Here is a 21,960-nt window from a genome sequence, read left to right on the forward strand (position 1 = left end):
ATTCTTCCGCCGGTCACTTTGGGTGACGTAACGTAACGAAGGTCACTTGGCCTTCTTGTTTGCTTCCTTGAGCGCCTTTGCCCGTTCACGGACCACGACTGCCCTGCCCGACTTGACCTCCTGCCGCGCCCGGCCAAATGCCAGGGCATCGGAGGGCACATCATCGGTGATGACGCTGCCAGATGCGATATAGGCCCCGTCACCGATGGTAACGGGTGCAACCAGTGACGAATTCGAGCCGACAAAGCTGTTGGCCCCGATCCGCGTTTCAAACTTGTTGTAACCATCGTAATTGCAGGTGATGGTGCCCGCACCGATATTGCTGCCTGCACCAACGAACGCGTCGCCGATATAGGTCAGGTGATTGACCTTGGCGCCCTCACCGATCTCGGCCTTCTTCACTTCACAGAAATTGCCGACCTTCGAATTGGCATGCAGGTTGGCGCCAGGCCGCAGGCGCGCATAGGGGCCAACGGCGGCACCCGCGCTAACATAGGCGCCTTCGAGATGCGAAAACGCATGAATGACGGCACCGGGTTCGATTGTGACGCCTGTACCGATCACAACATTCGGCTCGATCAACACGTCTTGGCCGATTTTTGTGTCCCACGACAGGAAGACCGTTTCCGGCGCAACCATCGAAACGCCATCAACCATCAATTCGTAACGTCGGCGTTCCTGCCAGAGCTTTTCGATGGCCGCGAGTTCGGCGCGGTTGTTGCAGCCGGTCAGCTCGCTTTCCGGCGCATCGATCGCCACTGTACGGCGACCGAGCGAGCGGGCGATTTCCACCAGATCCGTCAGATAATACTCACCCTTGACGTTGTTGTTGCCGATCCGCTCCAGAAGGTCCAGCGCATTGCGACCGTTGATTGCCATCAAGCCGCTGTTGCACCAGGTAACCTTGCGCTCTACCTCGGTGGCGTCCTTTTCCTCGCGAATGGCAACGAGTTCGCCGTTCTCCACCAGCAGGCGGCCGTAACCCGTCGGGCGATCCGTATGAAAACCGATGACGACGACATCGACGCCTGTGTTCAATGCCTCGCGCGCCCTGTTCAGCGTCGCAGAGGTAATCAGCGGCACATCGCCATAAGCGACGATGACATCGTCGAACCCGCGCGCGATCGCGTCGCGCGCCGCGAGAACCGCATTGCCCGTTCCCTTGCGCTCTTTCTGGAGAAAGCTTTCCACCGAGACGCCAGGCAGGCTGGCCGCCTTGGCAACGTTCTCCGCATCACGGCCGACAACAAGCGCCACCGTTCCGACACCGGCACCCGCAACCGCTTCAACCACATGCGCGATCATCGACCGTCCGGCAACAGGATGAAGCACCTTGGACATCGATGATTTCATGCGCGTGCTTTCGCCAGCGGCAAGAATAACGGCAAGAGAGCTGCGCTCCATAAGACCTCCAGTGCGCCGCATCCCGGCCTGATCTGACCGGCACATCGGCATAACATTCGATTTCGCCCGCACCTTCCGCAGATCGGACAAGGCGGGACGTGATTTCATTGCAGCATTGCTATAACGACGCCGTACTTAAGAAACCATGCAAATCCGGACCAATTTTCCCGGCTTGTTTTCATGAAACGTGATCGAAACGGTGTTCGCTACGGGCGGAAAATGCCCTAGCGACGAACCTTGCCGGCGGTAAACTCCAGAATCTGGCGACGCCCGTTTTCAATGAGCCTTTCCATTTCCTTGCGCGCTGCGGCGGCATCACGCATTCGAAATGCCTCAACCAGCCTCAGGTGAGAGGCGGAAACATCGGAAATTTCATGTGGGTCCGTATCCGGGTTGCTCATCCGGAAAATGCCCGCCAATGCCGCCTTGATCAGTGTGCCGACTGTTCGCATGAACGGGTTGCCCGACATTTCGGTGATGAGCACGTGAAAATTCATATCGGCAAGGGCCCGCTTTTCCTTGGAATAGGCGGTGTTGCCCATTTCGTTGGCAAGGCCGATCAGCCGCGCGATGTCGGCATCCGTGGCACGCTGAGCGGCAAGTCCCGCACCATAGGGCTCGAAAGCCAGCCGGATGTCGTAGAGATGGAGGAGAAAATCCTCGCTGACGCCAGATTCGAAATGCCAGAGCAAAACGTCGCTGTCGAACATGTTCCAGCTCTCGCGTTCGGTAACGCGGGTACCGATACGCGCCTTCGGCGAGATCATGCCTTTTGCCGTCAGCGTCTTCATCGCTTCGCGCAGGACGGTTCTCGAGACCTTGAGCCGCTCCATGAGCTCGGCATCACCGGGCAGGATTTCGCCGATCTTGAACGCGCCGGACACAATATCGAGACCGAGCTTGTGCACGACCTTTGCATGATTGGTGCGCAATTTGCGAAGACCGATCGCCGCATCAAGCATTCCACGCTGCAAGAGTGATGTCCTTTCAAAGAAACGGCGTGTGGCCGCTTTATATCGTAAAACCCTGGGATGAAAAACCAGGGCGCTGCAAAGGCGGATGGATCGTCAGAAACAAACCGCCGGGATGAAGGCAGCGCTCAAATACGTTTATTCGTAGACATATGTCAAAATGACAAAGCCGCGCATGCATTCCACGCGCGGCTTCGGCTGCAGATTGCTGGGCCGAATTACTGCGGCAGCTTGTCGTCGACGCCTTCGACGTAGAAGTTGAGGCCGAGCAGAACGCCGTCTTCAGCCTTTTCGCCAGCCTTCAGCCACTCGGAACCATCCTGCTTCTTCACAGGACCGGTGAATGGGTGAAGTTCGCCCGACTTGATCTTGGCTTCGGTTTCCTCGGCCATTTTCTTCACGTCATCAGGCATGTTGGTGTAAGGCGCCATGGTCAGGATGCCATCCTTGAGGCCATCCCAGACCTGTTCGGACTTCCAGTTGCCGTCGAGGAGCGCCTGCGTACGCTTGATGTAATAAGCGCCCCAGGTGTCGACGATCGCCGTCAACTGCGTGTTCGGACCAGCCTTGATCATGTCGGATGCCTGACCGAACGCCTTGATGCCACGCTCTGCTGCAACCTGCATCGGTGCAGTCGTGTCCGTGTGCTGCGTCAGAATGTCGACGCCCTGGTCGATCAGCGCCTTGGCAGCATCGGCTTCCTTGCCGGGGTCGAACCAGGTGTTGGCCCAGACGACCTTGACCTTGAAGTCAGGATTGACCGAACGAGCGCCGAGCAGGAACGCGTCGATGCCCATCACCACTTCCGGGATCGGGAAGGAGGCGATGTAACCTGCAAGACCCTTCTGCGACATCTTCGCGGCGATCTGGCCCTGAATGTAACGGCCCTCATAGAAACGCGAGTTGTAGGTCGCAACGTTTTCAGCAGCCTTGAAGCCGGTTGCATGCTCGAACTTCACCTTCGGGAACTTCTGCGCAACCTTGACCGTCGCGTCCATGAAACCGAACGAGGTGGTGAAGACCAGTTCGCAGCCGGAGCGGGCCATGCGCTCGATGGCGCGTTCAGCATCCGGACCTTCCGGAACGCTTTCCAGGAACGGCGTTTCGATCTTGTCACCGAAATGTGCCTGGAGTTCCTGACGGCCGATATCGTGCGCCTGCGTCCAGCCGCCATCGGTCTTGGAACCGACGTAGATGAAGCAGATCTTCTTCGCGTCGGCGGCCTGCGCAGCAGGAACCATGCTGCCGAGTGCCGCTGCGGAAGCAGCGAGTGCGATGATCAGTTTTTTCATTTTTACCCCTGTCTGGTTTGAAGCCTTGAAATGATGAGTTCGCATCGAATTTTCCGGAAACTGAATGACACTTTCCGGTCCGATGCCTTAGCGATCCGGCACGAAGGATTTTCCCAGCGAAGCCGGTGTATTGATGAGCGTCGTGCGGCGATTATGCGAGATGATGACCAGCACGACAATAGTGGCAAGATAGGGCAGCGCCGAAAGCAGCTGCGAGGGAACGCCGATGCCGAAGGCCTGCGCGTGCAACTGGCCGATGGTGACGGCGCCGAAGAGATAACCGCCTGCCAGCACCCGCCATGGACGCCAGGAGGCGAAAACAACAAGCGCAAGCGCAATCCAGCCGCGGCCAGCCGACATGTTTTCCACCCATTGCGGTGTGTAGACGAGAGAAAGCTGCGCGCCGGCAAGCCCGGCACAGGCACCGCCGAACATCACCGCGAGATAACGGGTACGGATGACATTGATGCCAAGCGCATGAGCGGAGCCGTGATTGTCACCAATGGCGCGGATCTTGAGACCTGTGCGGCTCTTGAACAGGAACCAGCCAATACCGGCAACCAGCGCGATCGACATGTAAAAAATCAGATCCTGCCGGAACAGCAGCGGCCCGATAAAGGGAATATCCGACAATACAGGAAAAACGATCGGCGCAAGCTTGACGCCGGGAAGACCAACGAAGCTCTCCCCCAGCATGCCGGAAACGCCAAGCCCCAGAATGGTCAGCGCAAGACCGGTCGCAACCTGATTGGTCACCAGCGTCAAAGTCAGGAAACCGAACAGCAACGAAAAAACCGCACCGCTTGCGATACCCGCCAGAATGCCGAGATAGGGCGAGCCGGTCAGATGGGCGGCAGCGAAAGCGCAGACCGCACCAATGATCATCATGCCCTCGACGCCAAGATTGAGAACGCCAGCACGTTCCGTCACCAGTTCGCCCGATGCGGCAATCACCAGCGGCGTGGCGGCGGTGATAACGGTAAGGAGAATGGCCTGAAGCATATCCATCATGCCGCTCCTTGCTGATTGGTGTTCTGTGTGCCGGCCTTGCCGCTGAAAATGAACCGGATGCGGTAGAAGATCAGCGTATCGCAGGACAATACAAAGAACAGCATCAACCCCTGGAAGACACGCGTAACCTTATCCGACACGCCGATGGAAAGCTGCGCCGCCTCCCCGCCGAGATAGGTCAAGGCGAGAACGAGGCCGGAAGCAATGATGCCGAGCGGATTGAGACGTCCCAGGAAGGCGACGATAATCGCGGTAAAACCATATCCCGGCGAAATGCTGGGCTGGAGATGGCCGATTGAGCCGGATGCTTCGGAGATACCGGCAAGGCCCGCCAGTGCACCGGACAGCAGGAACGCGAACCACACCATGCGCGACGATGAAAATCCGGCAAACCGCCCTGCCCTGGCCGATTGGCCAAGCACGGTAACTTCAAAGCCCTTGAGCATGTAGCGCATCATGAACCACAGGGCGATTGCCGCCACGATGGCGAAGACGAAACCCCAGTGGGCGCGGCCGGATGCCAGCATTTCCGGCAGAACGGCGCTTTCATTAAAGGGCTTGGTCTGCGGAAAGTTGTAACCGCCCGGATCGCGCCAGATACCTCGTGTCAGCCAGTCGAGAAAAAGCTGCGCAACGTAAACCAGCATCAGGCTGACCAGGATTTCATTGGTGTTGAACCTGGTCTTCAGCAATGCCGGAATACCGGCATAAAGCGCGCCGCCCAGAGCCCCCATCACCAGCATCAGCGGCAGCAGCATAGGCGACTGCCAGTCGGGATAAAGGACCGGCAGGATCGAGCCGGTAATGGCGCCGATGGTGAATTGGCCTTCAGCTCCGATATTCCAGTTATTCGAGCGATAACAGATCGATAGACCGACCGCGATCAAGATCAGCGGCGCTGCCTTGATGGCCAGTTCATGCAGCGACCAGACCTCCAGCAGCGGCTCGACAAAGAAGGCATAAAGCGCGTTCAGCGGGCTTTTTCCGAGCAGGGCGAACATGATCGCCCCGAAAACCAGCGTCAGCGCTAGCGCCAGAAGTGGCGAGACAAAAGCGAAAAGCTTCGAGACACCCGCCCGTTTTTCAAGCTCAATGCGCATGTTCGGTGGCTCCCGAATGTGCTGTGTGAATACCGCCCATGAGCAGCCCGATCTTTTCCAGTGTCATGTCTTCAACCGGATGGGCCGCAGAAAGGTGCCCATCGGAAATGACCGCGATATTGGTGGCGACCTCGAAGATTTCATCGAGATCCTGGCTGATGACGATGACGGCAGAACCGGCCTTGGCAAGATCGACAAGAGCCTGACGGATGCGGCTGGCGGCACCCGCATCGACACCCCAGGTCGGCTGATTGACGACAAGGACCGTGGGCTGGCGATCGAGTTCACGCCCGACAATGAATTTCTGCAGATTGCCGCCGGATAGAGATCCGGCCAGTGGATCGGCTCCGCTCTTGCGCACATCCATGGTCTCGGAAATACGCCGTGCGGCAGTCTTGATGGTCGAACCGCGAATGACCCGCAAAATACCACCTGACAAAAACGCCTTGCGGTCGGAGCGCGAACGCGCCAGCAACAGATTGTCCGAAAGGCTCATGCCGGGCACGGCAGCATGGCCATGCCGTTCTTCCGGCACGAAACCCGCGCCCAGAAGCCGGCGGCCATTGATCCCCGTGCGCCCCACCGCCTTGCCGCGAATGTAGATCGCCTCGTCATTGGCAACCGGATATTCGCCGGACAGCGCATCGAAAAGTTCGCCCTGACCGTTTCCGGCAACGCCGGCAATCGCCAGAACCTCACCGGCTCGAACGCTCATGGAGATCGATCGCAAAGCGACCGAAAACGGCGTGCGCGGCGCAACCGACAGCCCCATCACCTCGAGCTGCGGCTCACCCAGCGGGGCACCCGCCTCGCGGGAAACGCCTGCCACATCGGAACCGACCATCATGCGCGCCAGCGATGCAGGCGTTTCCTTGCGCGGATCGCAAGCGCCCGTCACCTTGCCGTGGCGCAGCACCGTGGCGCGGTCGCAGATGCGCTGAACCTCTTCGAGACGGTGGCTGATATAAAGGACCGAACGACCCTCAGCCTTGAGCTTGGCAAGCGTCTCGAACAGCTTGTCGGCTTCCTGCGGGGTCAGAACCGAGGTCGGTTCGTCCAGAATAATGAGTTTGGGGTTCTGCAACAGTGCGCGTACGATCTCGATGCGCTGGCGCTCTCCAACCGAGAGATCGGCCACATGCGCATTCGGGTCAAGCGGCAAACCGTAGGCCTTGGAGAGCACTTCCGCCTCCTTGGCAATCTCCTTGAGCGACACCTTCGGATCGAGCGAAAGGGCAATGTTTTCGGCCACCGTCAGCGCTTCGAACAACGAAAAATGCTGAAACACCATGCCGACGCCAAGCTTGCGCGCCTCACTCGGAGAACCGATGAAAACCGGGCTGCCCTGCCAGAGAATGTCACCGCTGGTTGGCGCGAGCACACCGAACAGCATCTTGACGAGCGTGGACTTTCCCGCACCGTTTTCACCCAGAAGCGCGTGGATTTCGCCGGGCGCAATATCCAGATCGATCCCGTTGCAGGCCGCGAAGGTGCCAAAAAGCTTGGTCAGTTTGCGCACGGAAAGGAGAGGCACGGCCTCGGGCGCCAAAGTTCCAGTCACTGATCCCTCTCTGACCGGCCGTGCTGCTTTCTGCGAAGCATTCCCAAACGGCTGCGTTCTTGTTCCCAATCGCGGTGTGCATTCGTATTCAATGCTGATGCGATCAACCGGTATTGATAACTGTTTTGCTGCTGCGCACAACTGAAAAACAAAGGTACGAAGCCGGATTTACACAACTGAAAGACAGTCTTAGCGGTTTTTTACTTGGCGCCGAGCGATGGGAAAAACTGCAATACGCCGCCGATGACGTAAAGATAGATTCCGGTGACAACAACGCCGATCACAGCCCAGGACGGCGTCTGGAAATGCATCAGCAAGGAATAACCGCCAAGCGCGCACCAGAGCAGGAAAATCGCCATGTTGAGCGGCCGCAACCGCGCCACACGGACTGGATGCAGGAAATTGATCGGCAGGAATGTCAACACGACCGATACCGTGACCACCGCCATTGCCGTTGTGGCGCTGGCATCGATGACGAACAGCGTGAACACCACCATGTTCCACACCACGGGAAAACCGGAGAAGAAGTATTCATCCGTCTTCATGCCCATGTCGGCATAATAGATGGCGCTGGAAACGACGATCATGCCGGCCGCGACGAAGGACCATGGCTCGCCGATCATGCCCTTCTGATAGAGCGCGAAAGCGGGCAGGAGAACATAGGTCACATAGTCGATGATGTTGTCGAGCGTGTCGCCCGACCAGTTCGGCAACACTTCCTTGACGCGAACCTTGCGGGCAATGGGACCATCGATACCATCGACCAGCAGCGCCAGACCGAGCCACCAGAACATGTCGACGAAACGATGTTCGGCAGCAGCCACAACACCCAGGAATGCCAGGAAGGAGCCGGAAGCCGTCAGAATGTGAACGGAAAAGGCGCGGATTTCTGCGTACGGAACACGCTTGTACTTGAAAAGTTTCATGGTCAGCGTCAGCGCCCCGTTTTCATCCGCCTCGATATTCTTCCGGTATGCGGCCATTCACCACGCTTTGCAACCACCTGATACCTCTTATCCTAAGGGGATTGCTGGCATATCGGCATATCCAGGGCGTCAAATGCATCATCCGGCAAGTGGATTTGCGACCACAAAGCCTTTATGCTGGACAGCGTAACAGGAATGGACACACGACCATGAGAGACTTCGATATCGCCATCATAGGTGCAGGACTTGCCGGCCAGATCGCCGCGATCGCACTGGCACGCGCAGGACGGCATGTCGCGCTTGTCGCCCCGGCGGCGGCAAGGAAGGATCGGCGCACGACGGCATTGATGGATCAGTCGATCCGCTTCATGGATCGCCTTGGCCTCTGGTCGCGCATCGTCCCCTCCGCCGCACGTCTTTCGACCATGCAGATCATCGATGGGACGGATCGTCTGCTGCGCGCACCGACCGTTCAGTTCCGCTCCTCCGAAATTGGCCTGGATGCCTTCGGCTGGAACATTCCCAATGAAGCGCTGCTGTCGGTTCTGCACGACGCCGTCGAGCAGGAGCACAATATCAGCCGTTTCGATGGTACGGCCGCAATGATCGATATCGGCAATGACCGGGTTTCGGTGACGCTGGAAAGCGGCGAAACGGTCTGCGCAGCATTCCTGATTGGCGCCGATGGCAGAAATTCGAAGGTTCGTGAAACTGCAGACATCGGTGTAAAAACCTGGTCCTATCCGCAAACCGCAATCGTACTGAATTTCACCCACACGCGCCCGCATGAGCAGATTTCGACGGAATTTCACACACCGACTGGTCCTTTCACCCAGGTACCGCTCCCCGGAGACCGCTCAAGTCTGGTCTGGGTGGTCAAACCCGCCGAGGCTGAAGAGCTGACGTCTCTGTCCCTGGCCGATCTTGGGCTGCGGATTGAAGAGCGCATGCAATCCATGCTCGGCACCGTCACGGTTGAAGACAGCGTTCAGGCCTGGCCGCTTTCATCGATGACGGCGCATCATTTCGGCAAGGGGCGCGTCGCGCTTGTTGGCGAGGCCGGCCATGGCTTCCCGCCAATCGGCGCGCAGGGCCTGAACCTCAGCCTGCGCGATATCATTGCTCTGACGGACCTGCTGGGCGCGACCTCTGACAAGCCGATCGCTGCGGATGCCGGAAGCCGGTTCGACCGCAAACGGCGCGCCGATGTCTACAGCCGCACCCTTAGCGTCGATCTTCTGAACCGCTCGCTGCTTTCAGATATGCTTCCCATGCAGGTGGCGCGCGCAGCGGGATTGCATGTGCTGTCCGGCATCGGACCTCTGCGCAGCCTTGTCATGCGCGAGGGTATCGAGCCCGGACGCGGCCTGAAGGCACTCCCCTCCCTGTTATGGAGCGGTCTTAAAAGGGCTGTATGAAATAAAGTACGGCCGTCAGCGTAAAGACCGACAGAATGGTCGAGATCAGGATCGTGGCTGACGCCCTCTCCTGCCAGACATGATATTGCTGACCGATGACGAACACATTCGTCGCGGTCGGCAAGCCCGCCAGGAGAACGGCGGAGTAAATCCAGACCGGCTCGAACCGCCCGAGAGCGGTAAGGAAGACGTAAACCAGAACGGGATGCAGGATCAGCTTTGCCGGCACGATATAGCTGATTTCAACGGGTACACGTTTCATCGGCCTGAGCGCCAGGGTGACGCCCATGGCGAACAACGCGCAGGGTGCTGCCGACTGTGCCAGATAATCAACGAGACGCTGCAGAGGCTCCGGCGGCTGCCACGAAAAGGCTGCAGCAGCAAAGCCGGCAATGACCGAAACGATGAACGGATGAGTCAAGACCTTTCGCGTTACATCCAGTGCGAGTCTGGCCGGCGAGCGCTTGTCGCCGCCTGAAAAAGCCATCATCGCCGGCGCCACGATGAAGTGCATCGCGTTCTCCAGGCAGACGATCAGCGCAACAGGCACAGCCGCCTTTTCGCCAATGGCAAGAAGGGCAAGCCCCGGCCCCATATAGCCGATATTTCCGTAACTTGCGGCAAAACTCTGAATCGTTGTCTCAGCAAGACTGTTGCCCCGCAAGAACCGGCCGATGAGGAAAACCAGCACGAATATGCCATAGGTGCAGACGAGACTGGCAGCGACAAAATCCATGCGCGCCAGTTGTTCGACCGGGGTTTTCGATACGAGCTTGAAAAACAGCGCCGGTAGCGCGGCATAGATGATGAAGATATTGAGCCAGCCCATCGCTTCGATGGGCTGTTTGCTGATGCGCGCCGCGACATAACCAATGAAGATCAGGCCGAAAAACGGCAGCAACAATCCCACGATGGCGGCCACGGCCTGCTCCCTTCACATCATTCAGAGCAGATTCCGATTAGCCGATTTGCATCAGAATCGGGAAAGTCTCCTGAAACCAGATCGCCATATTGGTGATGAAACCCGACATGAACGCAAGGCCAGTCAGGACCAGAAGCGTTCCCATGATCTTTTCCACGAGACCGAGATGACGGCGGAATCGTACGAGGAATCGCATGAAGGAGCCGGAAAATCCGGCCGCGATCCAGAACGGCACGGCAAGGCCGAGCGAATAGACGGCAAGCAGCGTCGCACCGTCTCCCACAGTCTCGCGCGACGCCGCCACGCCGAGAATGGCACCGAGGACGGGACCGATGCAGGGGGTCCAGCCAAACGCGAAGGCAAGTCCCATGATGTAGGCGCCGGAAAGCGTGGCCGGCTTGCCACTGCCCTGAAAGCGCGCTTCACGCGAAAACAGCCCTATCCTGAAGACACCCAGAAAATTCAGTCCCATCAGAATGATGATGGCGCCGCCGACCTTTGCCAGAATATCGAGATTCTGACGCAGCAGGGTGCCGATGGTTGACGCGCCTGCCCCGAGCGCCACGAACACCGTGGCAAACCCCAGCGTAAAGAAGAAGGCGGATAACAGCACCGCCTTGCGAATCTCTGGCTGTGGCGCGCTGTCCTGGGTTTTGAACTGCTCGACGGACACACCGGCCATATAACAGAGATAAGGCGGCACCAGCGGCAATACGCAAGGGGAAAGAAAGGACAAGGCACCAGCCAGCAAGGCGCTGAACAGGGAAATATCGGCAATGGACAAGGAAAAGCTCCTCTTTCGTCTGCCCGCTTTTAGCCCCAGCAAAGCCTTGTCACCAATCACCTTTTTGCGGGTGCGACAAAAAAAACCGGAATGATTGTGAAAAGCGCTTTTTATGGGTTGACCGGAGAGGTCGCTCTACCTATGTTCCGCCCACTTCCGCAGGGCGCTTCGCCCGACACACGGGAGAGCGTAGCTCAGCCGGTAGAGCAACTGACTTTTAATCAGTAGGTCCAGGGTTCGAATCCCTGCGCTCTCACCACTTTTCCAAAGAAGTTTCAGTGAGATAGAAGACGGCACGAACGTTCGCTTAACGTTAGGTCATGCTTTTCAAATTTCAAAAAATGCGGCCCGCCTGCCATCAGACGAGCGGAAAAATTCAGCATCTGGAAAGAGCGGTTTTCAACACGCCTTCAAGGCTGCCACGCATCGGCTATCCTCATGGGAACGCGACACATACCGGTAATATTGTCGTACATGCTTTAAGATAAGCTAGGACGCACCTGAGAAACTTCGCGCGCGCTTCCCAACCCTCCCTATTAGAGAGCTCAAACGACATAAAACGGTGTAGACGATTACTTTCGCGAAGCTGTGCGGCGGCAGCGCCAGTTCCAGTCACGCGGCTCACCCGTGTCGAGATGCACCGATTCCGTATGGCAATAGGTGCCAACGCCACCGCGATTGGGAAGCGAGCGGAGATAGGTCGCAAGCTCCCACTTGGAAACACCCTTGATCTGAATGTCAGCCGCGTCGCAGGTATAATGTTTGGAACCGCGTCGAACGCCCTTTGGCGGCCGGTAACCGGAGGTGATGATCGCCGGGCTGTTATAATGACCCTCGACGTCCTTGATCATCTTTACGAGTTCGGGCTTGAAGCATCCGACCTCGACACGATCCGTCTGGAGAAACAGCCCGTTTGGTGCAATGCGCGTCAGGCCGGAAAGAGACGCAAGCTTCATCAGGCCTGTCGGCTGGTCGTCTTCTTCATCAAGATGCGCATCGTCGAACTCATCCGACATCATCGAGCGGCCGGAAAGCGCAATGCCCATGGTATCGACATCACCATTTGGGAGCGCGGCCACTTCCTTGCTTTCCGCAGGGCCGCCCTCCAAAGCTTTCGGCAGCCGTTTTTTGGCGGCGCCAGCAAAAAATGCCGCCATCGTCACGCTGTCGGTCGAGCCTTCGGGCTTAGGCGTGCCTGTCGAAGCGGGAACCGGCACAGCCGCGGCCACTTCCGGTGCAGCCTGAGGCACAGGCACCGGTTGGCTGTTCTGCGAATGCTGCTCCGCCGTCACCGGCACTTGCTGCTGTTGAACCTGCTGAGGTGCGGAATAAACGCTGCTGACAGCAGGGACGATTCTCTGCCCCGGAACGGCGCTCGGCTGGGCGCCGGTGCCTGCGGGAACTGCGACAGCAGCCGTCGCGGCTGATCCCGTGGAATAAATGCTCGTCGTGCCTGCCGAAATACCCGTGGGTTGCGTCACAAGACCGCCGATATCGGCCGGCGCGCCATAGACCTGCCCCTGGGCACCTTCCGGTTGTTGAGCGAGTTGAGCATTTGCGGCCGCAGCGCCAGCACCAGCTGCGGAGACCATTGCCGGATCGACATAATGTCCCTGCTGCTTTGAGGCAGGGCTGCCATTGGCAGCCGCAACCTTTTGTTCTGCAACAACTTCCGGCTTTTTGACGTCGGCCGCCATCTCATCATCCGTCACGGCTGAAACGCAGCCTGACAGACCGAGCAGCGAAACCGCGACGACGAGGCGGTGACAGGAAGCGCGCCCTCTCTTGCCGTCGACAGTCTTCATGAATGGCCTCCGTATCTTGTATTTCCAGCCGCAGCACGGGAACGGAATCGCCTGCGTCGTCCCAAAACGGAACATGTCGTTTCGATTCGCGGACTATGCCTCATCCTGTCGGGACAAGGCAATAGCAGCAAAAACCGCACTGACCGGCCAGAACTTACGTCACCAGGAGCCGGTGTTTTCCATAGATATCCACGGTTCGGCTGGTGCGAGGCTTTCGCCTTTTTGCAGAATTTCGATGGAGATGCCATCCGGAGAGCGAACAAATGCCATGTGACCATCACGCGGTGGACGGTTGATCGTCACGCCATTGGCCTGAAGGTGCGCACAGGTTTCGTAGATATTGTCGACCTCATAGGCGAGGTGCCCGAAGTTGCGACCACCCTTGTAGTCTTCGCTATCCCAGTTGTAGGTCAGTTCAAGGCAGGGCGCCTTGTTTTCCTTTGCCGCAGCAACATCATCGGGGGCCGCAAGAAAAACCAGCGTGAAGCGGCCTTTTTCGTTTTCAATCCGGCGGACTTCCTGAAGGCCGAACAGATCGCCGTAGAATTTCAGTGATTCGCCAAGGTCTTTGACGCGAACCATGGTGTGCAGATACCGCATTTTATTCCCTTCCAATATGCATTCCGGGATATTCCCGCCCGCTTTTGCAGCCAGGAAGCAAGCCCCGGACAAGGACGGCAACATAAAAGCACTTGGGCAAATCAAAAACTAGGGCTTGCGCAAAACCGTTACCAAGATGTTAATCTGCGGCACAGGAATCAGTTGACCGATAGTGTGGCGCGTAATCGAGGGGTTGGCAGGATATGGCTGATAGGATGTCATCGAAAACGATAGTCGATGTCGAGGACCTTTCGGGCGATGCCGTCGATCTGACCGAAATCACCGGCGTGGTGAAGTGGTTCGATGTCGCCAAGGGCTTCGGCTTTATTGTTCCCGATAGCGGCATACAGGACGTGCTTTTGCACGTGTCATGCCTGCGACGTGACGGATACCAGACAATTCTCGAGGGTACGCGCATCGTTGCCCTGATCCAGCGGCGCGACCGCGGTTTTCAGGCATTCCGCATCCTGTCGATGGATCAATCGACAGCCGTTCACCCTTCGCAGCTTCCGCCGGTGCGCACTCACGTTCAGGTCACGCCGTCGAGCGGGCTTGAGCGCGCTATCGTCAAATGGTTCAACCGCACGAAAGGCTTCGGCTTCCTGACGCGCGGCGAAGGAACGGAAGACATTTTCGTCCACATGGAAACGCTGCGCCGCTTTGGCCTCACGGAGCTTCGTCCCGGCCAGGTCGTTCTGGTTCGTTACGGTGATGGTGACAAGGGCCTGATGGCGGCGGAAATCCATCCGGACAATCCGGCGCCAATCGGGATGGCGCACTGATGATCGCGACACGTCGCATGTTGGGAAGCGCCTTTGTGGCGCTTCTTTTTGTTGTTGCGGCCAACAATGCCGTCGCCCAGCAAAAATTCTCGACCGAAACGCTGACAATCGAATCAGCTTCGGGTGAGAAACATGAATTTACTGTCGAACTGGCCCTGGACGATGCCCAGCGCCAGCAAGGGCTGATGTTCCGCAAGACGATGTCTCCGGACAAGGGCATGCTGTTCGACTTCGGTGAAGAGCGCAATGTGACGATGTGGATGAAGAACACCCTTCTCGCGCTCGACATGCTGTTCATCGGCCGCGACGGCAAGATCAGTCACATTCACGAAAATGCAGTTCCACATTCGGAAGCCATCATCAGCTCCCGTGGCGCCGTGAAATATGTTCTTGAACTGAATGGCGGCAGTGCAAAACGCTACGGCATCAAGACCGGCGATGTCGTTCGAAGCCGCCAGATCGGCAATTAAACCGATATGGGCTGCCGGGTGCATCTTCACCCGGCAAAAGAGTTTCAGTAAACTGGCTCGACGTGGCTCAGAATACGGCACGTCGACATGGACGAAGCCAGGCTGATGGCGATATCGATCGCTTCAACGGAATCAGCCGTTCCTTCAAGATAGATCACATCATTTTCGGCGATTGCCGAAATCTGCGACTTTTCGAGTCCGGACTCAAATGCCAGTGCGGATGTGATCGCCTGGCAAACGCCAGCCATGCGATCGCCGAAAAAGCTTTCCTGTATACCAGACAGATTGAACATGATGCGTTCTCCTTCTCTAGGGACAGTAACGTCTCAAAAACCGATTTGTTCATCTCCGGTTCATCAATTCGTTCATCTTCCATTCATCTTGGAAAATTGGAACCCCCTTTTCGATCACATTTTCGAAGGTCTGGAACCATTTCGTGAGGCCAGCATTTCGCGGCTGTAGCAGGAAAGGAGGAGGTTATGCTCATTGACAAGACGCAACCGTGTCACCATGCGCTGTGGATGAAACCGGTGGCCATCCACCTGCCGCTGTCCGCAGCGGTAGAAATCTACAGCCCCTTGGTGGCGCTAGACATGCTGATGTACCGGTGGCCGGAAGATCACGGGCCGGAATATGCGCAGGCACGGAAGAACTGCCTGGCAGCAGTTTCGGGAAGATGTGACATTGAATTGGCACGGGAATCGTTCCTGATTGCCAGCAGTCACGCCCACATTCTGAACGTCCACTGACATGCCTATAGCCCTTCTGTCATGAAGGGCTCTTTTCTCTTTTCGCATCTTCATGAAGACACGGCTTGTGAGAAACCCGTTCACGGGCGCGATGCGCATGCCGTGTGACATGTGGCTGTCACGCAAACGTTATAATCGGCAGAGACGAATTCCATGGAATCGCCCGGCCAATGCGCCGTGAAAATCTCGGGAGTGGAACTGTACGGCATGGAAACAGTCTTTGGCTTTTGCGCAGCTCTGCTTCTGGCTTTCAATCTCCTCGGCATCGGTCTGGCAGGCTGGCGTCTTTCTCGACCAGGCGGCGGAAACGAACTCACCCGCCAAAAACCGGCGGTCTCCGTCGTGATTCCCCTGCGCGGTATCGAAAACTTCACGCCGCTCACCCTCGCCCGCGCCTTCCAGCTCGACTGGCCGAATTATGAACTGCTGTTTTGTGTGGCTGACGAGTTCGATCCCGTCATCGAGGAAGTCCGCAAGGCGCAAGCCGCGTTTCCCATGGTTCCGGCGCAATTGCTTGTTGGCGATGACCGGATCAGCGCCAATCCGAAGCTGAACAATTGCGTCAAGGGCTGGCGCGAAGCGCACCATGACTGGGTCATTCTCGCCGACTCCAACGTTTTGATGCCTGAGAATTACATCGAGCAGCTGTTGTCGGCCTGGCAGAACGATACGGGTCTTGTCTGCTCGCCACCTCTCGGCTCCCGCCCGGACGGCTTCTGGGCACATGTGGAGTGCGCCTTCCTGAATGGCTCACAGGCCCGCTGGCAATATGCGGCGGAAGCCATCGGCATGGGTTTTGCCCAGGGCAAGTCGATGTTGTGGAACAAGCCAATGCTGGAATCGCGCGGCGGCATTCGTGCTCTGGCAGCAGAAATCGCCGAAGACGCCGCATCGACCAAGCTTGTGAGACAGGCCGGTCTCAAGGTCCGTCTGGTCTCCTCCCCCTTCGAGCAACCGCTTGGAGAACGCCGTGGCGCCGAAATCTGGTCCCGGCAGACACGATGGGCAAGATTGCGCCGCGTGACCTTCCCGCAATATTTCGCACCTGAGATCCTGACGGGCGCACTTCCCCCGCTGGTGCTTTCACTGATCGCCGCAAGCCTTGCCGATATTGACCTTGTTGCAACGACGCTTGCGGTGATCGCCATCATGTATGGGCCGGAACTGATGCTTGCGCTGCTGAATGGCTGGCCAGTGTCTTTCTACACCCTGCCCGCCATGATCGTCCGCGATCTCACCATGCCGCTGATCTGGGCGCGAAGCTGGATCGGTGCACCGGTCGCCTGGCGCGGTAACGTCATGACGATCGGCACAGCGGAGAGCACGCTGGCAGGCCCGTCAAGCGAACGGTGAGACCAATCTCTCGAGAAGCGCCGACAAAAGCTCAGGCTCTGCAGAAGCCGAGCCAAATGCAAACGACCTTTTCCTCACGCCATTTCAGGGACGCACAGAAAAGGGCCATACAATCAGAAACTTCGGAAAATGGTGGCGACCCCTGCAGGACTCGAACCTGCGACCTACTGCTTAGAAGGCAGTTGCTCTATCCAGTTGAGCTAAGGGGCCGAAACGCCGATTGAGTTCGGCGTCAAATAATCTTTAGTGCGTCCAGGGCTGCGTGCGGGTGAAGCGGAAGTTGTCCGTGTAGGACACGACCTTACGCGTCGCTTCCTTCGGCTGGATAACACGATATTCAATACCTTTACGCTGAGCGTAAGCTTCCGCCTGCTCCTGCGTTTCGAACGTCAGCTTGACCTGCTGGTTCATGTCGGACGTGGAGGTGTAACCCATGATCGGATCGATCTTGCGCGGAACCTCGGCGTCGAATTCCAGAACCCAGATATTCGTCTTCGCCTTGCCGGACTGCATGGCTGTTTTTGCAGGGCGATAGATCTTCGCAGACATTTCGAAACGACTCCGGTGAGACGACGGGCTTTTACCCTTTAACGACTATTGGCGTACAGGAACGACGTAACCAAATCGTGTCATGTACGATAAATCTGGAATGGACCGACTCCATGTGAGAGTCAAGCCGCCAGCGGCCATTCGATTCTGTTGTATGGCCCGCATTTGCACGATGGTTTCTGCTGACAATGAAACAATGTGGAAAAAGTCGATTTTTGTTGTTGCGGTATCGAGATGAACCGTGTATCTCCCCACCCATCGCTTCGGCGGAGTGTAGCGCAGTCTGGTAGCGCATCTGGTTTGGGACCAGAGGGTCGGGAGTTCGAATCTCTCCACTCCGACCATCAACATCTTGTTGATGTGATTGGCTTTTCCCAAAAAATCAAAAGTTAGGCTTGATGACTCTCGACAAGAGAGATGCAGGAAATGCGTGCGCCGGTTTCACGGTTGCAGCAGTCGGCAGCACAGGCCGGTATTGTCACCTACCTTGCCGCGATCAGCAGGATCGACGCAGAGCAAAATCTCCCCGTGAATTGCCGTAACGTCATGCGCCACGGCAATTCGAACAATGCTGACAGGCAAAGTGTTTCGGGCAGGTTCACTGCCCGACAAATGTGAAGTAGCCGTAAGTCGCGGCGAAGAAGAGAACGATAGCAGCAATCGTCAGCGCCTTTTTGGCATTCGGCCCAAGCGGCTTGCGCGGCTGTTTCGGTGGCTTCGGCTTGCGGAACTGCACCACGTTGTCGTTCATTGTCTCATGTCCTGCGTATTATTTTTCAGAGGTCACCAGTCAAACCGGCTAACGAAGTAAGCTCGTATGTCTGGCATGTTTCATTTTATCTATAAGCATCGACGACTGTAAGAAATATTACCAAGTTTTCACTTCCCCCTTTCGTCAAGCTGTGCCACTCCCCACAATCAGAGGAATAGAAACAGCAATATCCGAGACAGAAAGACGGCTGGAAACAATCCACCGTGGTATTTCGGGTTTTCCAGGTGATGAAAATGAGCGAAGCAGACGGTAACGGCTCGAACCCGAACAACAACCAGCCCGATTTGCGAGAAATTCTCGGCTCTGCACGGTCGGGCAAGAAAAAATCGCGCCGCTCGATCTACATCGTCGCCGGTCTTTTGCTGGTGGGTGCCGCAGGCGCCTATTATTATCGTTCCGCGACCGCTGGAGTCGCCTATAGCTACACGACAGAGGCTGCCAGACGCGGCGATCTTGCGGTAATCGTCACCTCCACCGGCTCCGTTCAGCCGACGGATCAGGTGGATATATCGAGCGAACTGTCCGGTACCGTGCGCAAGGTCAATGTGACTTATAACTCGCCGGTCAAGGCCGGCGACATCCTGGCCGAACTCGATACGAACAAACTTGAAGCCGACGTGCAGAGCGCCCGTGCCAAGCTTGCCTCCGCCAAGGCAAACGTGCTGAAGGCGCGCGCCGATCTCGGCTCCGCCAAGACATCGCTCGAACGGTTGAAATCTCTGGTGCAGAACCGGGTGTCCAGCCAGCAGGATCTCGATGCAGCCCAGTTCAGCCACGATGCGGCAGCCGCCACGCTAGAGGTCAACGAGGCGACCGTGCTTTCCGCCGAGGCGGATCTGAGACTGGCTGAAGTCAATCTCGGCAAGGCCAAGATCGTTTCGCCGATCGATGGCGTGATCCTGACCCGTGATGTCGATCCGGGTGCTACCGTCGCCTCCTCCCTCAACGCGCCCGTTCTCTTCACCATTGCCGGCGATCTGCGCCACATGGAATTGCAGGTATCCGTCGATGAGGCTGATGTCGGCAAAGTCGAGGCAAGACAGAAGGCCACATTCAATGTGGATGCCTATCCCGACCGTAGCTTCCCCGCAGAAATCGAAACCGTGCGTTTTGCCTCGGAAACGGTCTCCAACGTCGTGACCTACAAGGGCATTCTGACGGTCGACAATGAGGAACTTCTGCTTCGCCCGGGTATGACGGCGACCGCAAACATCGTCGTTGAAGACGTGAAGGATGTGTTGCTGGTGCCGAACTCGGCGCTTCGCTATACCCCGCCGCGTGAATCCGCCTCCCGTGGCGGCGGCCTGATGAGCCTTTTCCGCCCGCCCCGCATGGGCCGTCCGCAAAACCGCGGCGCCAGCGAGGCCGCGGCTGGAAAACGTACGGTCTGGGTGCTGCGCAACAACAACCCGGAATCGGTATCGATTGAAACCGGCTCGACCGATGGCCAGCACACTGTGGTAAAATCCGGCGAACTGAAGGCCGATGACCTGGTGATTACGGACGCATCTGCACGCAACAGCGGCTGACAGAGGAAAACGTCATGCAACAACCGCCGCTCATCGAATTCCGTGATGTCATCAAGCAATACGGCCGTGGCGAAGCGACGATCCGCGCACTGGATGGCGTAAGCCTGTCGATCCACCAGCATGAGTTCGTCGCGATCATGGGTCCGTCCGGTTCAGGTAAATCGACATCCATGAACATCATCGGCTGTCTCGATACACCGACGGCGGGTGAATATCTGTTTCAGGGTGTGCCAACCAGCGGCTTTGACAACGAACATCTGACACTGCTGCGCCGCCATATGCTTGGTTTCGTCTTTCAGGGTTTCAACCTTCTGGCCCGCACTTCGGCGGTGGAAAATGTCGAACTGCCCCTCGTCTATCGCGGCATGAAGGCAGCCGAACGGCGTGAACGCGCCATGGAAGCGCTGGCACAGGTCGGGCTGAAAGGCCGTGAGGATCACACCACCCAGGAGCTTTCCGGTGGCCAGCAGCAGCGCGTGGCAATTGCCCGCGCCATCGTTACCCGCCCTGCTCTTCTTCTGGCCGACGAGCCGACCGGCAATCTCGACACAAAGACCAGCAATGAGATCATGGAACTGATCACCTCGCTCAACCGCGACAAAGGTATCACGGTGGTGATGGTGACGCATGAAGAAGACATTGCTGCCCACGCCAAGCGGCTGTTGCGCTTCGTTGATGGCCATCTTGCCTCCGACAGCGCCGTGACGGAAAAGGAGACGACAGATGTTTCTTGAAACGTCCAGACTTGCGTTGCGCGCCATCAACCGCAACCTGCTGCGCTCTTTCCTGACCGTTCTTGGCGTCGTCATTGGCGTTGCCGCCGTTATCGCCATGGTGACGATCGGCAATGGCACGACGGCACAGGTAAAATCTGAACTGTCGCGCCTCGGCACCAACATGCTGTTCGTCCGCCCAGGCCAGTTTGGCCCCGGCCGTGCCAGCACCGAAGCCAAGCGCTTCGATGATCGCGATGTGGAAGCCATCAGAAACCAGATCAGTGGCGTGCGCGCCGTCGCGCCGCAAAACCGCAGCTCTGCGGCAACGGTCATTTTCGGCGGCAAGAACCATCAGACAAGCGTGATCGGCACGACCAACGATTACCTGATTGCTCAGGACTGGACGATTGCACGCGGGCGTGATTTCCAGCCGGCGGAAGATCGTGGCGGCCAGATCGGCTGCATCATCGGCGAAACCGTGCGACAGGAATTGTTCGGTGCGGAAAATCCCGTTGGCCAGACCATCCGGGTCAGCAACATTTCCTGCCCGGTCATCGGCCTTCTGGCGCGAAAAGGCCAATCCGGCCTGGGCGACGATCAGGATGACACCATCATCATGCCGCTCAAGATCCATCAGCGGCGCATCGGCGGCACGACAACGATTTCCTCTATCATGGTCTCGGCGCAGGACGGCGTTTCGACATCCAAGGTCCAGGCGGACCTGGAGCGCCTGCTGCGCGAACGCCGCCGCATCGGCATTGGCCGCGAAGACGACTTCTCCGTAAACGACATGACGCAAATCGCCTCTGCCATGACAGGAACGACAACGCTGCTGACAGGTCTTCTCGGCGCCGTCGCTGCCGTCAGTCTTCTGGTCGGTGGCATCGGCATCATGAACATCATGCTGGTGTCGGTCACGGAAAGAACCCGCGAAATCGGCATCCGGCTGGCGATTGGCGCGCTGGAAAAGCAGGTCCTCACGCAGTTTCTGGTGGAAGCTGTGATGCTGTCGGCCTTCGGTGGCATTGTCGGCATCTTGACCGGCCTTGGCCTTGCTTATGCCGTCGTCACCTTCCTCAACGTCCCCTTCGTCACCAGCCCGTCGATCATTGTCCTGGCTTTCGCCTTTTCGGCGGCGATCGGCGTGATTTTCGGCTATTTCCCGGCGAGACGCGCCGCAAGCCTGAGCCCGATCGAAGCCTTGCGGCACGAATGAACCTGGCATTTGATGCGGTGTCAGTTTTGA

The 21,960-nt window shown here is 57.7% G+C and carries 22 protein-coding genes and 3 tRNA genes; 10 read left to right on the forward strand and 15 right to left on the reverse strand.

Features of this window, described 5'->3' with window-relative positions; translation table 11 throughout:
- Positions 1-42: 42 nt before the first annotated feature.
- From glmU to pcsA, 7 genes are all read right to left on the reverse strand, one after another.
- The gene (gene glmU / locus HWX89_RS19200; protein ID WP_138793837.1) at positions 43-1,404 is read right to left on the reverse strand and encodes a bifunctional UDP-N-acetylglucosamine diphosphorylase/glucosamine-1-phosphate N-acetyltransferase GlmU; all 1,362 of its coding nucleotides are present in this window, start codon (positions 1,402-1,404) and stop codon (positions 43-45) included.
- Positions 1,405-1,628: 224 nt separating this feature from the next.
- Positions 1,629-2,366, reverse strand: coding sequence for a FadR/GntR family transcriptional regulator (locus tag HWX89_RS19205; protein ID WP_138793925.1), 738 nt, complete (start codon positions 2,364-2,366; stop codon positions 1,629-1,631).
- Between the two features lie 227 nt (positions 2,367-2,593).
- Positions 2,594-3,667 carry a BMP family ABC transporter substrate-binding protein gene (locus tag HWX89_RS19210; protein ID WP_138793838.1) on the reverse strand — a complete coding sequence of 358 codons (1,074 nt, stop codon included), beginning with the start codon at positions 3,665-3,667 and terminating at the stop codon, positions 2,594-2,596.
- An 87-nt stretch (positions 3,668-3,754) separates the two neighbouring features.
- Positions 3,755-4,675 carry an ABC transporter permease gene (locus HWX89_RS19215; protein WP_178340840.1) on the reverse strand — a complete coding sequence of 307 codons (921 nt, stop codon included), beginning with the start codon at positions 4,673-4,675 and terminating at the stop codon, positions 3,755-3,757.
- A complete protein-coding gene (locus HWX89_RS19220) occupies positions 4,675-5,778 on the reverse strand; it encodes an ABC transporter permease (protein WP_138793840.1) in 1,104 nt (367 codons plus the stop codon). Before HWX89_RS19220 ends, HWX89_RS19215 begins: the two co-directional genes overlap by 1 nt.
- Positions 5,768-7,327, reverse strand: coding sequence for an ABC transporter ATP-binding protein (locus tag HWX89_RS19225; RefSeq protein ID WP_178340884.1), 1,560 nt, complete (start codon positions 7,325-7,327; stop codon positions 5,768-5,770). The genes HWX89_RS19220 and HWX89_RS19225 overlap by 11 nt, the downstream gene beginning before the upstream one ends.
- Before the next feature lie 212 nt (positions 7,328-7,539).
- The gene (gene pcsA / locus HWX89_RS19230) at positions 7,540-8,265 is read right to left on the reverse strand and encodes a phosphatidylcholine synthase (protein ID WP_138793927.1); all 726 of its coding nucleotides are present in this window, start codon (positions 8,263-8,265) and stop codon (positions 7,540-7,542) included.
- Between the two features lie 209 nt (positions 8,266-8,474).
- Between pcsA and HWX89_RS19235 the strand changes: the two genes are divergently transcribed.
- Positions 8,475-9,683: a UbiH/UbiF family hydroxylase gene (locus HWX89_RS19235; protein ID WP_138793841.1), complete on the forward strand. Its 1,209-nt coding sequence runs from the start codon at positions 8,475-8,477 to the stop codon at positions 9,681-9,683.
- Here HWX89_RS19235 and HWX89_RS19240 read toward each other — a convergent pair.
- Together HWX89_RS19240 and HWX89_RS19245 are read right to left on the reverse strand one after the other, a co-directional pair.
- The gene (locus HWX89_RS19240) at positions 9,667-10,605 is read right to left on the reverse strand and encodes an AEC family transporter (protein ID WP_138793842.1); all 939 of its coding nucleotides are present in this window, start codon (positions 10,603-10,605) and stop codon (positions 9,667-9,669) included. The genes HWX89_RS19235 and HWX89_RS19240 overlap by 17 nt on opposite strands.
- Positions 10,606-10,642: 37 nt before the next feature.
- Positions 10,643-11,389, reverse strand: a complete 747-nt coding sequence (locus tag HWX89_RS19245; protein WP_138793843.1) for a cytochrome c biogenesis CcdA family protein — start codon at positions 11,387-11,389, stop codon at positions 10,643-10,645.
- 183 nt (positions 11,390-11,572) lie between these two features.
- Between HWX89_RS19245 and HWX89_RS19250 the strand changes: the two genes are divergently transcribed.
- A tRNA-Lys gene (locus HWX89_RS19250) sits at positions 11,573-11,648 on the forward strand.
- A 313-nt stretch (positions 11,649-11,961) separates the two neighbouring features.
- Here the strand turns inward: HWX89_RS19250 and HWX89_RS19255 are convergent.
- Together HWX89_RS19255 and gloA are read right to left on the reverse strand one after the other, a co-directional pair.
- Positions 11,962-13,194, reverse strand: coding sequence for a YcbK family protein (locus tag HWX89_RS19255; RefSeq protein WP_138793844.1), 1,233 nt, complete (start codon positions 13,192-13,194; stop codon positions 11,962-11,964).
- Positions 13,195-13,353: 159 nt separating this feature from the next.
- Positions 13,354-13,794: a lactoylglutathione lyase gene (gene gloA / locus HWX89_RS19260; RefSeq protein ID WP_138793845.1), complete on the reverse strand. Its 441-nt coding sequence runs from the start codon at positions 13,792-13,794 to the stop codon at positions 13,354-13,356.
- A gap of 203 nt (positions 13,795-13,997) precedes the next feature.
- On the opposite strand from gloA, the gene HWX89_RS19265 reads away from it, so the two are divergent.
- The gene (locus tag HWX89_RS19265) at positions 13,998-14,576 is read left to right on the forward strand and encodes a cold-shock protein (protein WP_138793846.1); all 579 of its coding nucleotides are present in this window, start codon (positions 13,998-14,000) and stop codon (positions 14,574-14,576) included.
- Positions 14,576-15,046 carry a DUF192 domain-containing protein gene (locus tag HWX89_RS19270; RefSeq protein WP_138793847.1) on the forward strand — a complete coding sequence of 157 codons (471 nt, stop codon included), beginning with the start codon at positions 14,576-14,578 and terminating at the stop codon, positions 15,044-15,046. Before HWX89_RS19265 ends, HWX89_RS19270 begins: the two co-directional genes overlap by 1 nt.
- A gap of 44 nt (positions 15,047-15,090) precedes the next feature.
- Here HWX89_RS19270 and HWX89_RS19275 read toward each other — a convergent pair whose 3' ends face one another.
- A complete protein-coding gene (locus tag HWX89_RS19275) occupies positions 15,091-15,339 on the reverse strand; it encodes a BON domain-containing protein (RefSeq protein WP_138793848.1) in 249 nt (82 codons plus the stop codon).
- 186 nt (positions 15,340-15,525) lie between these two features.
- Here HWX89_RS19275 and HWX89_RS19280 point away from each other — a divergent pair, with 186 nt between their 5' ends.
- Both HWX89_RS19280 and HWX89_RS19285 read left to right on the forward strand, forming a co-directional pair.
- Positions 15,526-15,795: a DUF982 domain-containing protein gene (locus HWX89_RS19280; protein WP_138793849.1), complete on the forward strand. Its 270-nt coding sequence runs from the start codon at positions 15,526-15,528 to the stop codon at positions 15,793-15,795.
- A gap of 207 nt (positions 15,796-16,002) precedes the next feature.
- A complete protein-coding gene (locus HWX89_RS19285; RefSeq protein WP_138793850.1) occupies positions 16,003-17,148 on the forward strand; it encodes a ceramide glucosyltransferase in 1,146 nt (381 codons plus the stop codon).
- Positions 17,149-17,281: 133 nt separating this feature from the next.
- Here the strand turns inward: HWX89_RS19285 and HWX89_RS19290 are convergent.
- A tRNA-Arg gene (locus tag HWX89_RS19290) sits at positions 17,282-17,358 on the reverse strand.
- Positions 17,359-17,391: 33 nt separating this feature from the next.
- Positions 17,392-17,697, reverse strand: coding sequence for an ETC complex I subunit (locus tag HWX89_RS19295; protein WP_138793851.1), 306 nt, complete (start codon positions 17,695-17,697; stop codon positions 17,392-17,394).
- A gap of 267 nt (positions 17,698-17,964) precedes the next feature.
- Between HWX89_RS19295 and HWX89_RS19300 the strand changes: the two genes are divergently transcribed.
- A tRNA-Pro gene (locus tag HWX89_RS19300) sits at positions 17,965-18,041 on the forward strand.
- A 254-nt stretch (positions 18,042-18,295) separates the two neighbouring features.
- On the opposite strand, the gene HWX89_RS19310 is transcribed toward HWX89_RS19300, so the two are convergent.
- Complete coding sequence (locus HWX89_RS19310) at positions 18,296-18,448, reverse strand: hypothetical protein (protein ID WP_178340841.1); 153 nt, start codon at positions 18,446-18,448, stop codon at positions 18,296-18,298.
- A 254-nt stretch (positions 18,449-18,702) separates the two neighbouring features.
- On the opposite strand from HWX89_RS19310, the gene HWX89_RS19315 reads away from it, so the two are divergent.
- The 3 genes from HWX89_RS19315 to HWX89_RS19325 are packed head-to-tail and all read left to right on the forward strand — an operon-like array spanning position 18,703 to position 21,930.
- Positions 18,703-19,998 (forward strand): efflux RND transporter periplasmic adaptor subunit, encoded by a 1,296-nt coding sequence (locus HWX89_RS19315; RefSeq protein WP_138793853.1) that lies wholly within the window; start codon positions 18,703-18,705, stop codon positions 19,996-19,998.
- Positions 19,999-20,012: 14 nt separating this feature from the next.
- Complete coding sequence (locus tag HWX89_RS19320; protein WP_138793854.1) at positions 20,013-20,732, forward strand: ABC transporter ATP-binding protein; 720 nt, start codon at positions 20,013-20,015, stop codon at positions 20,730-20,732.
- Positions 20,722-21,930, forward strand: coding sequence for an ABC transporter permease (locus HWX89_RS19325; RefSeq protein WP_138793855.1), 1,209 nt, complete (start codon positions 20,722-20,724; stop codon positions 21,928-21,930). Before HWX89_RS19320 ends, HWX89_RS19325 begins: the two co-directional genes overlap by 11 nt.
- The last annotated feature ends 30 nt before the right edge of the window (positions 21,931-21,960 follow it).

The sequence above is a fragment of the Rhizobium sp. RM genome (genome assembly GCF_013390595.1).
GTDB lineage: Bacteria > Pseudomonadota > Alphaproteobacteria > Rhizobiales > Rhizobiaceae > Agrobacterium.

Bases quoted from the DNA above. Each gene is read 5' to 3' on its own strand.
- glmU (WP_138793837.1), bottom strand. From the start codon at position 1,404: ATGGAGCGCAGCTCTCTTGCCGTTATTCTTGCCGCTGGCGAAAGCACG.
- HWX89_RS19205 (WP_138793925.1), bottom strand. From the start codon at position 2,366: ATGCTTGATGCGGCGATCGGTCTTCGCAAATTGCGCACCAATCATGCA.
- HWX89_RS19210 (WP_138793838.1), bottom strand. From the start codon at position 3,667: ATGAAAAAACTGATCATCGCACTCGCTGCTTCCGCAGCGGCACTCGGC.
- HWX89_RS19215 (WP_178340840.1), bottom strand. From the start codon at position 4,675: ATGGATATGCTTCAGGCCATTCTCCTTACCGTTATCACCGCCGCCACG.
- HWX89_RS19220 (WP_138793840.1), bottom strand. From the start codon at position 5,778: ATGCGCATTGAGCTTGAAAAACGGGCGGGTGTCTCGAAGCTTTTCGCT.
- pcsA (WP_138793927.1), bottom strand. From the start codon at position 8,265: ATGAAACTTTTCAAGTACAAGCGTGTTCCGTACGCAGAAATCCGCGCC.
- HWX89_RS19235 (WP_138793841.1), top strand. From the start codon at position 8,475: ATGAGAGACTTCGATATCGCCATCATAGGTGCAGGACTTGCCGGCCAG.
- HWX89_RS19255 (WP_138793844.1), bottom strand. From the start codon at position 13,194: ATGAAGACTGTCGACGGCAAGAGAGGGCGCGCTTCCTGTCACCGCCTC.
- gloA (WP_138793845.1), bottom strand. From the start codon at position 13,794: ATGCGGTATCTGCACACCATGGTTCGCGTCAAAGACCTTGGCGAATCA.
- HWX89_RS19265 (WP_138793846.1), top strand. From the start codon at position 13,998: ATGGCTGATAGGATGTCATCGAAAACGATAGTCGATGTCGAGGACCTT.
- HWX89_RS19270 (WP_138793847.1), top strand. From the start codon at position 14,576: ATGATCGCGACACGTCGCATGTTGGGAAGCGCCTTTGTGGCGCTTCTT.
- HWX89_RS19275 (WP_138793848.1), bottom strand. From the start codon at position 15,339: ATGTTCAATCTGTCTGGTATACAGGAAAGCTTTTTCGGCGATCGCATG.
- HWX89_RS19280 (WP_138793849.1), top strand. From the start codon at position 15,526: ATGCTCATTGACAAGACGCAACCGTGTCACCATGCGCTGTGGATGAAA.
- HWX89_RS19285 (WP_138793850.1), top strand. From the start codon at position 16,003: ATGGAAACAGTCTTTGGCTTTTGCGCAGCTCTGCTTCTGGCTTTCAAT.
- HWX89_RS19295 (WP_138793851.1), bottom strand. From the start codon at position 17,697: ATGTCTGCGAAGATCTATCGCCCTGCAAAAACAGCCATGCAGTCCGGC.
- HWX89_RS19310 (WP_178340841.1), bottom strand. From the start codon at position 18,448: ATGAACGACAACGTGGTGCAGTTCCGCAAGCCGAAGCCACCGAAACAG.
- HWX89_RS19315 (WP_138793853.1), top strand. From the start codon at position 18,703: ATGAGCGAAGCAGACGGTAACGGCTCGAACCCGAACAACAACCAGCCC.
- HWX89_RS19320 (WP_138793854.1), top strand. From the start codon at position 20,013: ATGCAACAACCGCCGCTCATCGAATTCCGTGATGTCATCAAGCAATAC.
- HWX89_RS19325 (WP_138793855.1), top strand. From the start codon at position 20,722: ATGTTTCTTGAAACGTCCAGACTTGCGTTGCGCGCCATCAACCGCAAC.